Source organism: Nonomuraea sp. NPDC003214 (genome assembly GCF_053590035.1).
In genome coordinates, this window is sequence record NZ_JBSFSX010000008.1 from 232,762 (window position 1) to 244,922 (window position 12,161).

Below are 12,161 nucleotides of genomic sequence, written 5' to 3' on the forward strand. Positions count from 1 at the left end.
TCACGCTCCCCCATCCTGGTCGGTATCCTGACGCCCGCGCTGCCAGCCCGACTGGAGCGAGGAGAGCAGGGCCCTGGCCTCCTCTGGTGAGCGCTCCTCGACGGGCTCGGCGGGTTCCTGCGGTTGCCTGAGCTGCTGCGGCAGGTTGGCCTGCCGGACGCGCCTGGGCAGCCCCGTCTCCTGCCGGGGCTCGATGCTCCGCCTGTTGGTACGGACGCGACGGGGCAGCTCTCCCGGCCCGGTGTCGTTGCTCACGACCGAGACCGAGACGGATTCGAGCTGCTGCATCGGCTGGGGCGACGGCATCGGCTGCACCAGGGAGCCCGGCACGAGCACGATGGCCGTGGTGCCCCCGTACGGGGAGGGCTTGAGCGTCACGCTGATGCCGTGGCGGGCCGCGAGCATGCCGACGACGGCGAAGCCGAGTCGTTCGGTCTGCGCCGGGTCGAAGTCGGGCGGGCTGGACAGGCGGCAGTTGACGGCGGCGCGGTCGGCGTCCGACATGCCGAGCCCGCGGTCCTCCACCTCGACGGCGAACCCCTTGCCGACCAGCTCGCCGCGGACGGACACCTCGTTGCCCGGGGAGGAGAACGTGGCGGCGTTCTCGATCAGCTCGGCGAACAGGTGCATGAGGTCGGCCACGGCCGCGCCGGCGATGCCGCACTCGGGCATCGGGTAGACGCGGACCCGGGTGTAGTCCTCGACCTGGCCGGCGGCGCCGCTGAGCACGTCCTCGACCGGGATGACGCCGCGCCACCTGCGCCCGGCGCTGCCGCCGGAGAGCAGCACCAGGCCCTCGGCGTGGCGGCGCATGCGGGTGGTCAGGTGGTCGAGCTTGAACAGCCGCTCCAGCGCCTCGGGCTCCTCGGTCTGGCGCTGCATCTCGTCGAGCAGCTTGAGCTGCCGCTGCACCAGCGACTGGCTGCGCCGGGCCAGGTTGCGCAGCGCCTCGGCGACGCCCTCGCGGAGCCTGGCCTGCTCGACTGCGGCGTCCACGGCGGTGTGCTGGACGCTGTCGAAGGCGGTGGCCAGGTCGGCGACCTCGCTGGTCGCGCCCTCGGCCACGGTGAGGGGCGGCGCCTCGGCGGCGATGTCCACCTGCTCGCCGGAGCGCAGCTTGGCGACGACCTCGGGCAGCCGGATCTCGGCGAGGTCGAGCGCGGTGTGGCGGAGCTCGGCCAGCTCGCGGGAGACGCGCCGGCCGACGCGGATCGAGACGAACACGGAGAAGACGACGGCGATGAGGCCGAGCGCGCCGGCCACGGCGGCCCGCACGATGACGACCATGCCGGCGGGCTCCATCCGGCTCAGCAGGATGCCGCCGGCGGCGTTGACGGCCTCGGTGTAGTCCTTCAGCACGGGGTCGACGGTGCCGCGCCAGAGCTGGAGGTCGACCTTGTCGCCGGCGACGTAGGTCTGCAGCGCCCGTTCCATCGTGGCGTGGCGGGGGGAGGCGGCGACCCGCTCCAGCGGGGCGCGCATCTCGGCGTCGAGGTTGGCCAGGGCCTTGGGGAACAGGTAGGTCCTGGCCCCGTCGAGGCCGGCCAGCATGTGCACCTCGGCCATCGTCCACTTGGTCGGCTCGTCGTCGCCGCCGTTGCCCGCGACGATGAGCGCGTGCTCACGGCTGAGCAGTTCGCGCACCTGCTGGACGGCGATGAGGCCCTGCGACTGGCGTGACAGCTCGACGTCGGTGCTGACGGTGAAGGCCGCGTAGAGGCGGTCGATGGCGTCGGGGATGGCGGCGTACCGGTTGACCAGGTCGTGCGGGGACAGCGCCCGCTCGTCGACCTGGCGGCGGATCTCCGACAGCCCGTCGACGGCCTTGAGGGCGGCCTGGAGCTGGACCTTCATGTCCTCGGTCAGCGACTCCTGGGTGTCCTCGGCCAGCGCGCTGTCCTTGAGCCGCTTCCTGACCTCGTCGGACGTGGCCCGGATGTCGGCCAGCTTGCGGGTGTCGGTGGTGACGCCGGACATCAGCTCGGCGGAGGCCAGGCGTTCGGCCTGCAGCTGGACGATCAGGGTGTCGGCGTGGTTGATGATCCCGTTCCAGAAGGTCTCGACCTTGAGGAGGTTGAGCGCCTCTCTCGACGTGGTGCTCGCGGCGAAGCCCCAGAGTGCCACCAGGGAGATCAACGGGATGACGAGCAGCGTCGAGATCTTGAATCTGATGGATCTGCCCGATGCCATGACACCCGCTCCCGGATAGAAGATCGCGGGAGACAATATCACCGAAAGACACGGTTTTAAGATCGACTAGCGATAAATCTGTGATATGTCGGGAAATTCACCGTCTTCCCCACCCACACCACTCGTACCAGCCAGGCGGCCAGCACCGCAAGCAGCGCCACCTCCGCCCCCAGCAGCACCCGCTCCACCAGCCCGATCATCACCCGCTCCCCCGGCAGGGCCACGTACGTGATCGCCAGCAGCCCCAGCCCGCCCGCCAGCGCCAGCCACTCCACCGTCCTGGCCACCGGCTTCCACACCGGGTCGGCGGCCAGCCTCGGCACCAGCAGCGCCCCCGCCGCGGGCAGCGCCACGAACGCCGCCACCGACACGTACCGGTGAACCTGCGCGGCCACGTCCAGGTCCGCGCCGAGCGGCGTGGTCGGGATGACGGCCGCGACGAACAGCGCCCCCGACCACACCAGCATCAGCCGCTCCGGCATCCCCCTGACCGGCGCCCCCGCCGCCCGCAGCCCCGCCAGCAGCGCCAGCGACCCCAGGGCCATGACCGCCATCGCGACCTCCGTGACGCCCCCGCGGTCGGCCACGGCGTACTCGCTGACGGTCACGTTCAGCGGGTCCAGGTACGGGTCAGGGCCGAACTGCCCCATGACCACCCCGGACACCGCGAACACGATCGCGGCGCACGCGATGAGCGGATAGGCCTTCTTGACTGCGGACATGGGGCCATCCTTCGCCCGGCGGGGCCCCCGGCGCATCCGGGCCTCCCCCCTACCCGTCCCTGAGGCGCCCCCTAGAGGGCGGCCAGTTGCGCCGTGGCACTGGCCAGGAGCAGGTCCAGGGCGGCCGGGTAGGCGCTGTCGTTCATGTTGGCCACCAGCAGGTGGGCCGTGGCGGCGATGTGCGGGTGGGTGGCGGCGGGCAGCCGGGCGTAGGTGGCCTGCCAGACCTGCTCGTCGGCCGCCCGCGTGGCCGGGGGCAGGGCGAGCGTGGCCGCGTCCAGGACGGCGAAGCCGAGCGCCTGGTCGATGAAGGCGTGGTAGATCCGGACCGCGTCGGGGTCGGGGAAGCCCGCCGTGCGCAGGATCGCCAGGATCGTCTCGTCCACCGCCACCTCGTGCGGCCGGCCCGCCACCCGGCTGGCCGTCAGCACCGCCGCCTGCGGGTGGGCCAGGTAGGCGTCGTAGATGCTGAGGCCGAGACTGCGCAGGTCGGCACGCCACTCGCCGGTGGCCCGCCAGCCGGTCAGGGCGTGCGCGAACAGCTCGTCGGCGATGGCCAGCGTGAGGTCGTCCATGCCGCGGAAGTAGCGGTAGATCGTGCTCGCGTCGGCGCCCAGGGCCAGGCCGAGCCGGCGGGCGGTGAGCCCGGCGGCGCCGTGCTCGCGCAGCATGCGCAGGGCGGTCTCCACGATGAGGTCGTGGGTGAGCACCTGGCCTTCCTTGGTGCGGCGGCGCCGCTGGCGTGCCGCGTCGGGAACCACTCGCTTGGCCATGTCGCCCCTTATGCCAACACCATTGACGTTGACGAGCCTACTGGCCTTTCCTGGGAGAACACCGATTTGGGGAGAGTTGTCATGCGTGTTCTGCTCATGGGCGCCGGCGGTGTGGGCACCGCCGTCACCCGCATCGCCACCCGCCGCTCGTTCTTCGACCATATGGTGGTCGCTGACTACGACCTGTCCCGTGCCGAGGCGGCCGTGGCGCCGCTGGACCCGCGCCGCTTCACCGCCGTGCGCGCCGACGCATCCGACCAGGCCGCGGTCACCGACCTGCTCCGCGAGCACCGTTGCGACGTGCTGCTCAACGCCACCGACCCGCGCTTCGTGATGCCGCTGTTCGAGGCGGCGCTCGCGGCCGGGGCCGACTATCTGGACATGGCCATGTCCATGTCCAGGCCGCACCCCGAGCGGCCGTACGAGAAGGCCGGGGTCAAGCTCGGCGACGAGCAGTTCGCCCGCGCCGGCGCGTGGACGGAGGCCGGGCGGCTCGCGCTCGTCGGGATGGGCGTCGAGCCGGGCCTCGCCGACGTCTTCGCCCGCTACGCCGCCGACGAGCTCTTCGACGAGATCGAGGAGATCGGCATCCGCGACGGCGCCAACCTGACCGTGGACGGCTACGAGTTCGCGCCGTCGTTCTCCATCTGGACGACGATCGAGGAGTGCCTCAACCCGCCGCTCATCTACGAGCAGGACCGCGGCTGGTACACCACCGAGCCGTTCAGCGAGCCGGAGGTCTTCGACTTCCCCGAGGGCATCGGCCCGGTGGAGTGCGTGAACGTCGAGCACGAGGAGGTGCTGCTGGTGCCCCGCTGGGTCGACGCCGGCCGGGTCACCTTCAAGTACGGGCTCGGCGAGGACTTCATCGCCAAGCTCAAGACCCTGCGCGCGCTCGGCCTCGACCGCACCGACCCGGTGACCGTGCCGACCGAGGAGGGCCCGGCCCGCGTCTCGCCGCGCGACCTGCTGGCCGCCGTGCTGCCCGACCCCGCCGGGCTGGGCGCCAGGATGCGCGGCAAGACCTGCGCCGGCACCTGGGTGAAGGGCGTGAGCGGCGGGTCACCGCGCGAGGTCTACCTCTATCACGTGGTCGACAACCAGTGGTCGATGAGCGAGTACGGCTCCCAGGCCGTCGTGTGGCAGACCGCCGTCAACCCGGTCGTCGCGCTGGAGCTGCTGGCCACCGGCGTGTGGAAGGGCACCGGCGTGCTCGGTCCCGAGGCGTTTCCGGCCCGCCCGTTCCTGGACCTGCTGGAGGAGTACGGGTCGCCGTGGCGGATGCGGGAGCAGGTGCCGTCAGAGGCCTGACGGGTCGCGGCCGACGCTGATCTCCTCGGCGATGCGCCGGATCTCCGCCAGGTTGATGCCGGGGGCCGGAGGGAGCTGCCGGGCCAGCGCGTCCATCACCACGGGCACGGGCTGGCCGGCCAGCCGCCCCGCGATCGAGTGGACCACCCTGAACAGCGCCTCTTCCGTCTCACGCATCCCGTCTCCTCACTCGGCTACCGCCGTAGACCTTACGGGGTGCCGGCGACAGTTTTCGCGCTCCGGCTCTCGCGTCGGCTTAGTTGACGCCTCATATAAATTTGAACGAAACGAAAGGGGCCCGTCATGCCTGTCCAGCGACTCAACCACGCCGTCCTGTACGTCCGGGACGTCGAGCGCAGCGTCGCCTTCTACCGCGAGGCGCTCGGCTTCGAGGTCGTCATGGGCATGCCGGGCGCCGCCTTCCTCCAGGCGCCCGGCTCGACCAACGACCACGACCTCGGCCTGTTCCAGATCGGCCAGGACGCCGGCCCGTCACCCGCCGGGCGCACCGCCGTCGGCCTCTACCACCTGGCATGGGAGGTCGACACGCTCGACGAGCTGGAGCGCATCTCCGCCAGGCTGAGCGAGCTCGGCGCGCTCGTCGGCGCCTCCGACCACGCCACCACCAAGGCCCTGTACGCGCGCGACCCCGACGGCCTGGAGTTCGAGGTCTCCTGGCTGGTGCCCGCCGCGTTCGTCGACGAGGCCCTGCTCGCGGCCCGGTCCCGCATCCGGCCGCTGGACCTGGCCGCCGACCGGGCCCGATACGGCGGGCAGACCCGGGGCGGGGTCGGGGTGTCGATCCCCGGCTAGCGGGTTACCGTGGGAGGACCAGTTTCCTTCTCTTGGAGAACGTCATGCCGAGAGATCCCGACCACGTGCTCGACGCCATCGACGGCGTCGTCGACGAGTGGGAGACGCTGAGCGCCGACGCGATGCGCTGGGCGCCTCCCGAGAACAAGGGCGACGACCTCCTGCGCGAGGTCACCGAGATCTTCGCGCCGCTGGCCGAGGCCCTTACCGAGGCGTTCCGGCCGCTGGGCGACGCCGTCACCCGCGCCCTCGACACCCTGGTCGACGAGGACGACGACCGTTAACGGGCGAACCGGTCGGTGGCGGCCAGCAGGGCCTCCCTGACGCCCGCGTAGGCGTTGGAGTGCCCCGCGCCCTCGACCACGATCAGCTCGCAGCCCGGCCACGCCCGCGACAGGTCCCAGGCCGTCTGGAGGGGCGTGCTGATGTCGAGCCGGCCGTGCACCAGGACCCCGGGCACGTGCCCCAGGCGCTCGACGCCCGTGATGATCTCGTCGTCGGGCAGCCAGGCGGCGTTGCGCCAGTAGTGGGTCACCAGCCGGACGAACCGCATCCGGAACACCGGGTCCTCGAACGTCGGATCGGGCTGGTGGTCGGCGTTCACCCGTACGTGGGAGTCCTCCCAGCGGCACCACTCGCGGGCCGCCCGGTCGCGCACGGCCGGGTCGGGGTCGGCGAGCAGGCGCGCGTAGGCGTCGGCGAGGTCGCCGTCGCGGTCCTTCTCCGGCACGCCGTCGCGGAAGCGTTCCCACTCCTCGGGGAAGTAGCGCCCGACGCCCCTGGTGATCCAGTCGACCTCGTGCCTGCGCGTCGTGGCGACCCCCGACATGATCACCTCGGTGACCCGGTCCGGGTGGCGCACGGCGTAGGCCAGGCCCAGCGTGGTGCCCCAGGAGCCGCCGAAGAGCTGCCAGCGGTCGATGCCCAGGTGCTCGCGCAGCAGCTCCATGTCGGCCAGCAGGTGGTCGGTCGTGTTGACGGACAGGTCGGTGCCGGGGTCGGCGGCGTCGGGCGTGCTGCGCCCGCACCCGCGCTGGTCGAACAGGACCAGCCGATAGCGCTCCGGGTCGAAGTATTCACGCCAGCGCGGCCCGGCCCCGGACCCCGGCCCGCCGTGCACGATGACGGCGGGCTTGCCGTCGGGGTTGCCGCTCACCTCCCAGTGGACGAGGTTGCCGTCGCCCACGTCGAGCATTCCCTGGTCGTACGGGTCAATTCGCGGATACATGGTCGCGCTCCTCCCGATGGGGCTCAGATCTAACAGCGCTGTTATATTAGCCCCATGACCGCGAGCCTCGGCACGCTGCTGCGCCACCTTCACGACCTGATGGACTCAGCCATCGCCGCCACCTACGCCGAGCAGGGCCTGGAGGGCTACCGGCCGCGCTTCTCCCCCGCCGTCCGCGCCCTGGCATCCGCCGGGCCGATGGCGATCCGCGACCTCGCCGAGGCCACCGGCGTCACCCACTCCGCCGCCAGCCAGACCGTCGAGCAGATGCGCCGCGCCGGCTGGGTCACCCTCGCCAAGGGGAGCGACGCCCGCCGCCGCATCGTCCACCTGACCGACCAGACCCGCCGGGCGCTGCCCGCCATCGAGGCCGAGTGGGCCGCCACCGAGCGCGCCGTGCGCACCCTGGACGCCGAGCTCCCCATGCCGCTCACCGACGTCCTCCAGGCCGCCGCCGACGCGCTCAGGCGCCGCCCCTTCCACGAACGCCTGTCGTCAGAGGCCGGTAAAACGGGCTGATCTTGTCGGTGGGGCCTGCGATAGTGAGCGGGTGGTTCACACCTTCTCCCTCCTGCCCTGCCATGTCCGGGAGCTGCCCGCCGGGGCGATCGAGCTGATGCCGATCGTGCTCCCCATGACGCTCACCAGCGTCCAGCGCCGCGAGCTGGCCGCGATCCTGCTTCACGGGCTCGACGACCCCTCCCCCGTCGAGCCGGAGCTGTGCGCCGTCTGACCGGTCAGGCGCCGATCCGCGCCAGCGCGCCGTCCCTGGCGCACAGCTCCCGATAGCGGCCCGCGTGGAAGACCAGCGGGTCGCCCTCCTGCCACTCGAAGTGCTCGACCTCTCCCACCATCACCAGATGGTCGCCCGCCTCCTGCGCGCTCACCGTACGACAGGCGAAGAACGCCAGCGCGCCCGCCAGCGCCGGCAGCCCCGTGGGCGTCAGCCGCGTCGCCACCCCGTCGAACTTGTCCGGAGCCGGCCTGCTGAACCGCCGCGACAGCTCCTCCTGCCCGGCGGCCAGCACGTTCACCCCGAACCGGCCGGCCCGCAGGAACGCGGGCGCGCTCGGCGCCCGGCTCGACAGGCACCACAGCACCAGGGCCGGGTCCAGCGACACCGAGGCGAAGGAGTTCACCGTGAGCCCGGCGCGCTCGCCGGGCAGGGCGGTGGTCACCACGGCCACCCCGGTGGCGTAACGGCCGAGCGCGTCACGCAGCGCCCTCATGACGACACCTCGGCCAGATAGCGCCGGGCGCTGTCCGGGTCCATGAACCACTCGGCGAAGTCCGTCGGGTCGTCGAAGCCGTTGACGAAGCGCGAGGCCACCTCGGGCAGCGACCCGGCCGCGCCCAGGATCTCCAGCACGTGCGGCGGAGGCGGGGCCAGCAGCGCGTTGGTCCAGTCGGTGACGTGCCGCGCCTGCTCCCAGAACCGCTCGAACGTGCGCTCCATCCACGCCTGGTCGAACGGCCGGTCGCCGTGCTCCAGGATCGCCTGGAGGTAGGCGGCGGCGCACCGGGCCGCGTTGCCCGCGCCCTGGCCGGTGATGGGGTCGTTCAGCACCACCACGTCGGCGACGCCCAGCACCGGGGCGCCGGTGGGCAGCACCGCGACCGGCCGCCGCACGGTCGGCGCGAACCGGCCGGTCAGCGTGCCCATCGCGTCGGTCAGCTCGATCCCGTCGCACCGGGCGGCCTCCCACGGCAGGAACGTCTCCAGGATCGACCGGCTCGTGGCCAGGTGCTCGGCGGGGGTGCGCACCTCGCCCCAGCAGTCCATCGGGCCGCCGGGGACGCCCTCGAACACCATGATCTCGCACGGGCCGGTCACGGTCAGCGCGGGGAAGACGAAATACTCGCCCACGCCCGGGATCACGTTGAAGCACACCGCCGAGTGCTCCGGCCTGGGCGCCAGGCCGGTGACGTAGGTGAGCGCGAGCGCCCGCTGCGGCGCGTCGTAGGGGGACCTGGCGGCGTCCCGCTCGAACAGCGAAGCGATCTTGCCCTTGCCGGCGGCCACCAGGACCAGGTCGTGCGTGGCGGCGTAGGTCTCCAGGTCGGCGGGCGTCACGTCGCGGATCTCGACCCGGCCGCCCAGCGCCTCGACCTCCGCCAGCCAGGCGGGCATCTTGACCCGCTGGTCGACGCTGCGGGCGGGCTCGCGCAGCCGGGCCGCCCAGCCGATCGCCTGGCCGCCGTCGGGCCCCGCGACGGCGAACCGGATGCCGTCGATGGGCGGGCAGTGCGGCCAGTGGTCCAGGCCGAGCGCGCGCTCGTGACCCAGCGTGGTGCCGAACATGGCCTGGCTCGACATGACCCGGCCGTCGCGGATGTCGTCCGGGGTCCGGTTGGAGACCACGGTGACGTCGTAACCGTTCTTCAGCAGCCCGAGCGCCAGGTGCAGTCCAGACTGCCCGGCGCCGACGATCAGAATCTTTCGCATACCGGGAACGGTATTTTCCGGCCCCCCGGCCGAGCCATCCGCTGAGCGCGGATCCCGTCCGCTGGACGCGGAGTCAGCTCAGCCGCAGCGTGGCCGAGGGCGCGCGGCCGTACCTGTCGCGATAGGCGGCGGCGAAGCGGCCCTGGTGGAGGAAGCCCCAGCGGGCGGCGACCGTGGTCACCGTGCACCGGGCCGGGTCGCCCGCCAGCAGCTCGGCGTGCACCCGGGCCAGCCGCACGTCGCGCAGGTGCGCCATCGGGGTGATCCCGAGGTGGGCGCGGAAGCCCTCCTGGAGCGAGCGGACGCTCACGGCCACGGCCCGCGCCACGTCGCCGGTGGTGATCGGCAGGTGGGCGTGCTCGTCGATGAACGCCATCGCCCGGCGCACCACCTTGGGCACCGCCGCGGGCCGGGGCGCGATCAGCCGGCCCAGGTAGTTGGACGGCTGCGTGGTGACGAGGCTGAACAGCAGGGCGTTCTCCAGATGGGCGGCGGCCAGCGGCTGCGCGCCTCCGGTCTCGGCCGCGCCGACGAGCAGCCCGGCCATCGCCCGCCAGCCCTGCCCCCACGCGCCGGTCAGGTCCACGCCCAGGTCGAACACCACCGGCTCGGTGACCGGCTCGCCGAGCAACTGCTCGACCGCGCCTTCCACGGCCTGCCGGTCGAACTTGACGATGAGCTGCGGGCAGCCCGCGCCCCAGCGCATGTCCAGGCGCTCGGTCGGCGACGGCAGCGAGGCCAGCCCCGGCGTCGAGACGATCTCCTGGCCGCCGCACCGGATCAGGCTGCGCCCGGCGATCGGGATCTGCACCAGGTAGAACGACTCCAGCTCGCCCGGCTCGATGCGCACCTCGGCGCCGTAGTCGAGGTAGCTGACGCGCACGGAGCCGAGCTGTGCGGAGTTGAAGCGGGCGGCCAGCAGCCCGGCGTCGCCGGTCACGTCCAGCCGGTGCGGGCAGAACACCCGTCCGACCTGCTCCCGCACCTCGTCGAGATCCGAGCTGGCGAACAGCGGGCTGTTGCCGAGCAGAACACCGTCCATGCCCGATCATCGACATGATCTGCGGCAGCGTTCCAGGCAAAAAAGCACAGATCAGGGGAGCCGGCTCCGATACACCTTCCTGGCGCGTTCGTACAGGTCGAGGTGGTCGCCGTACTGCTCCTCGGTGTCGAAGCGGCCGAACTCGCGCACCACCTCGGCCAGCCGGTCCAGCCAGGCCAGGCACCAGCGCACGTCCGCCTGCCTGGCCACGTGCCCGCCGGCCACGTCCAGGTAGACCGGGCTGGTGTGGCGGGCGTCAGCCGGAGCGCGGGCAGGTTGTCGGGCACGTCGGCGCCGAGCGCGTCACGCACGACGCGGTCCACGTCCACCTCGCCGAGCCGGTGCGCCGGATCCTCCCCAGGCCTGGGTCACGTACGCCAGCGGCTCCTCGCCCCAGCACGGCCCGTGACTGTCGCGCAGCCTCCGGTACTCGGCGAGTGCGGCGGCCACCGGGGCCGGCATCAGCGGTTCACCGCACATCGGGATACCTCCGGGCGTCCCCGAGATAAGCTGAAAATGGCCAGAGCAATTGTCGTGCCATATAACCGCAGCTTAATAAGCTCAATGATCCGACATGGCGTATTTCTCATTGCGCCGGCACGACACTTCGCGATATTCATCAGCCGTGATCCCGGTCAAGGTGTTTCGCGCCGCCGCGTTCGTCCTGGAGAAGACCTCCCGCATGCAGGTGGGCAGGGCGTGGCACGACCCCGCGCTGGACCTCGCCCTGCGCCGCGTCCGCGCCGGGCGGCTGGAGCGTGGCCTGGACCTGATCAGGCAGGCCCGCGACGACCACGAGCTGCGCGCCCTGCGCGTCACCGAGCTCGCCACGGCCGCCGAGGCGCACCTCGACGCGCTTGAGCAGCTGGCCGGCGACGACCCCGACGCGCTGCTGTGGCTGGGCGCGGCCCGGGTGCAGCACGCCTGGGAGCTGCGCGACGACCTCACCGGCCGTTTCCACGAGCAGCTCGCCACCGCCGCCGAGCCGCTGCGCCGGGCCGCCGAGGCGGACCCTGCCGACCCGGTGCCGTGGGACGTCCTGCAGTGGCAGGCCATGGGACTGGGCGACCGGGACGAGCTGGACCGCCTGTGGGAGGAGCTGACCAGCCGCGCGCCGCGCCTGTTCGCCGGGCACTACACCCGCGCCCAGGCGCTGTGCGGCAAGTGGCACGGCTCCGACGAGGAGGTGCTGGCCTTCGCCCGCACCGCCGCGGCCACCGCACGCCCCGGCGACCTCGTCACCGCGATGCTGCCGCTGGCCCACTTCGAGGTCGCCTGGAGCGAGATCGCCGCCTCGGGCCGCGACGCCCAGGAGGTGCTCGAATCGCACTTCCGCGACCCGTACGTGGCCGAGGAGCTGATCGACGCCGTCGACACCTGGCACGCCAGGCCCCGGCCGCACCCCCGGTCCGTGGAGGCGATGCACCTGTTCGGCGCCGCCTTCTACTACGGCGGCCACCACGCGCGCGCCCAGAGCCTGCTCATGAACGCCGGCCGCCGCGTCCCGGAGATCCTGCCCTGGTCGGCCGGCTCGCTCACCCCCGGCCGCCGCTACGCTCGCGCCCGCCGCGAACTCGGCCTCGACTGAGCCATAAACGGCCGCCACTAATTCAGCCGATCTTGCATGACTTTCTTC

Annotated in this window: 15 protein-coding genes; 6 read left to right on the forward strand and 9 right to left on the reverse strand. The window is 72.3% G+C overall.

Annotated elements, in window-relative coordinates:
* From ACWDXC_RS26015 to ACWDXC_RS26025, 3 genes are all read right to left on the reverse strand, one after another.
* Positions 1–2,190 carry a sensor histidine kinase gene (locus ACWDXC_RS26015; RefSeq protein WP_449986178.1) on the reverse strand — a complete coding sequence of 730 codons (2,190 nt, stop codon included), beginning with the start codon at positions 2,188–2,190 and terminating at the stop codon, positions 1–3.
* A 56-nt stretch (positions 2,191–2,246) separates the two neighbouring features.
* Entirely contained in the window at positions 2,247–2,912 is a 666-nt protein-coding gene (locus ACWDXC_RS26020; RefSeq protein WP_449986179.1) for a DUF998 domain-containing protein, read from the reverse strand.
* A gap of 71 nt (positions 2,913–2,983) precedes the next feature.
* Positions 2,984–3,685 carry a TetR/AcrR family transcriptional regulator gene (locus tag ACWDXC_RS26025; protein WP_219498887.1) on the reverse strand — a complete coding sequence of 234 codons (702 nt, stop codon included), beginning with the start codon at positions 3,683–3,685 and terminating at the stop codon, positions 2,984–2,986.
* 81 nt (positions 3,686–3,766) lie between these two features.
* On the opposite strand from ACWDXC_RS26025, the gene ACWDXC_RS26030 reads away from it, so the two are divergent.
* Complete coding sequence (locus ACWDXC_RS26030; protein WP_449986181.1) at positions 3,767–4,996, forward strand: saccharopine dehydrogenase family protein; 1,230 nt, start codon at positions 3,767–3,769, stop codon at positions 4,994–4,996.
* Here ACWDXC_RS26030 and ACWDXC_RS26035 read toward each other — a convergent pair.
* Positions 4,985–5,173: a hypothetical protein gene (locus ACWDXC_RS26035; RefSeq protein ID WP_219498867.1), complete on the reverse strand. Its 189-nt coding sequence runs from the start codon at positions 5,171–5,173 to the stop codon at positions 4,985–4,987. The two genes, ACWDXC_RS26030 and ACWDXC_RS26035, sit on opposite strands and share 12 nt — an antisense overlap.
* Positions 5,174–5,299: 126 nt before the next feature.
* Between ACWDXC_RS26035 and ACWDXC_RS26040 the strand changes: the two genes are divergently transcribed.
* The gene (locus ACWDXC_RS26040; protein WP_375074762.1) at positions 5,300–5,809 is read left to right on the forward strand and encodes a VOC family protein; all 510 of its coding nucleotides are present in this window, start codon (positions 5,300–5,302) and stop codon (positions 5,807–5,809) included.
* A gap of 44 nt (positions 5,810–5,853) precedes the next feature.
* Complete coding sequence (locus ACWDXC_RS26045) at positions 5,854–6,093, forward strand: hypothetical protein (protein WP_219498861.1); 240 nt, start codon at positions 5,854–5,856, stop codon at positions 6,091–6,093.
* Here the strand turns inward: ACWDXC_RS26045 and pip are convergent.
* Positions 6,090–7,037 carry a prolyl aminopeptidase gene (pip, locus tag ACWDXC_RS26050; protein WP_449986182.1) on the reverse strand — a complete coding sequence of 316 codons (948 nt, stop codon included), beginning with the start codon at positions 7,035–7,037 and terminating at the stop codon, positions 6,090–6,092. The two genes, ACWDXC_RS26045 and pip, sit on opposite strands and share 4 nt — an antisense overlap.
* Positions 7,038–7,091: 54 nt before the next feature.
* Between pip and ACWDXC_RS26055 the strand changes: the two genes are divergently transcribed.
* Together ACWDXC_RS26055 and ACWDXC_RS26060 are read left to right on the forward strand one after the other, a co-directional pair.
* Positions 7,092–7,556 (forward strand): MarR family winged helix-turn-helix transcriptional regulator, encoded by a 465-nt coding sequence (locus ACWDXC_RS26055; protein WP_364168220.1) that lies wholly within the window; start codon positions 7,092–7,094, stop codon positions 7,554–7,556.
* A gap of 31 nt (positions 7,557–7,587) precedes the next feature.
* Positions 7,588–7,770: a hypothetical protein gene (locus ACWDXC_RS26060; RefSeq protein WP_219498838.1), complete on the forward strand. Its 183-nt coding sequence runs from the start codon at positions 7,588–7,590 to the stop codon at positions 7,768–7,770.
* Positions 7,771–7,774: 4 nt separating this feature from the next.
* Here ACWDXC_RS26060 and ACWDXC_RS26065 read toward each other — a convergent pair whose 3' ends face one another.
* The 4 genes from ACWDXC_RS26065 to ACWDXC_RS26080 all read right to left on the reverse strand — a co-directional run bounded on the left by ACWDXC_RS26065 (position 7,775) and on the right by ACWDXC_RS26080 (position 10,750).
* A complete protein-coding gene (locus tag ACWDXC_RS26065) occupies positions 7,775–8,266 on the reverse strand; it encodes a flavin reductase family protein (RefSeq protein WP_357591750.1) in 492 nt (163 codons plus the stop codon).
* Positions 8,263–9,483, reverse strand: a complete 1,221-nt coding sequence (locus tag ACWDXC_RS26070) for a styrene monooxygenase/indole monooxygenase family protein (RefSeq protein ID WP_449986183.1) — start codon at positions 9,481–9,483, stop codon at positions 8,263–8,265. Before ACWDXC_RS26070 ends, ACWDXC_RS26065 begins: the two co-directional genes overlap by 4 nt.
* A gap of 73 nt (positions 9,484–9,556) precedes the next feature.
* Positions 9,557–10,525: an AraC family transcriptional regulator gene (locus ACWDXC_RS26075; RefSeq protein WP_449986185.1), complete on the reverse strand. Its 969-nt coding sequence runs from the start codon at positions 10,523–10,525 to the stop codon at positions 9,557–9,559.
* A 51-nt stretch (positions 10,526–10,576) separates the two neighbouring features.
* Positions 10,577–10,750 carry a hypothetical protein gene (locus tag ACWDXC_RS26080; protein WP_364168224.1) on the reverse strand — a complete coding sequence of 58 codons (174 nt, stop codon included), beginning with the start codon at positions 10,748–10,750 and terminating at the stop codon, positions 10,577–10,579.
* A gap of 400 nt (positions 10,751–11,150) precedes the next feature.
* Here ACWDXC_RS26080 and ACWDXC_RS26085 point away from each other — a divergent pair, with 400 nt between their 5' ends.
* The gene (locus tag ACWDXC_RS26085; RefSeq protein ID WP_449986187.1) at positions 11,151–12,113 is read left to right on the forward strand and encodes a hypothetical protein; all 963 of its coding nucleotides are present in this window, start codon (positions 11,151–11,153) and stop codon (positions 12,111–12,113) included.
* Positions 12,114–12,161: the final 48 nt, after the last annotated feature.

Coding starts and splice junctions, on each gene's coding strand:
- ACWDXC_RS26015 (WP_449986178.1), bottom strand. CDS start 2,190: ATGGCATCGGGCAGATCCATCAGATTCAAGATCTCGACGCTGCTCGTC.
- ACWDXC_RS26020 (WP_449986179.1), bottom strand. CDS start 2,912: ATGTCCGCAGTCAAGAAGGCCTATCCGCTCATCGCGTGCGCCGCGATC.
- ACWDXC_RS26025 (WP_219498887.1), bottom strand. CDS start 3,685: ATGGCCAAGCGAGTGGTTCCCGACGCGGCACGCCAGCGGCGCCGCCGC.
- ACWDXC_RS26030 (WP_449986181.1), top strand. CDS start 3,767: ATGCGTGTTCTGCTCATGGGCGCCGGCGGTGTGGGCACCGCCGTCACC.
- ACWDXC_RS26035 (WP_219498867.1), bottom strand. CDS start 5,173: ATGCGTGAGACGGAAGAGGCGCTGTTCAGGGTGGTCCACTCGATCGCG.
- ACWDXC_RS26040 (WP_375074762.1), top strand. CDS start 5,300: ATGCCTGTCCAGCGACTCAACCACGCCGTCCTGTACGTCCGGGACGTC.
- ACWDXC_RS26045 (WP_219498861.1), top strand. CDS start 5,854: ATGCCGAGAGATCCCGACCACGTGCTCGACGCCATCGACGGCGTCGTC.
- pip (WP_449986182.1), bottom strand. CDS start 7,037: ATGTATCCGCGAATTGACCCGTACGACCAGGGAATGCTCGACGTGGGC.
- ACWDXC_RS26055 (WP_364168220.1), top strand. CDS start 7,092: ATGACCGCGAGCCTCGGCACGCTGCTGCGCCACCTTCACGACCTGATG.
- ACWDXC_RS26065 (WP_357591750.1), bottom strand. CDS start 8,266: ATGAGGGCGCTGCGTGACGCGCTCGGCCGTTACGCCACCGGGGTGGCC.
- ACWDXC_RS26070 (WP_449986183.1), bottom strand. CDS start 9,483: ATGCGAAAGATTCTGATCGTCGGCGCCGGGCAGTCTGGACTGCACCTG.
- ACWDXC_RS26075 (WP_449986185.1), bottom strand. CDS start 10,525: ATGGACGGTGTTCTGCTCGGCAACAGCCCGCTGTTCGCCAGCTCGGAT.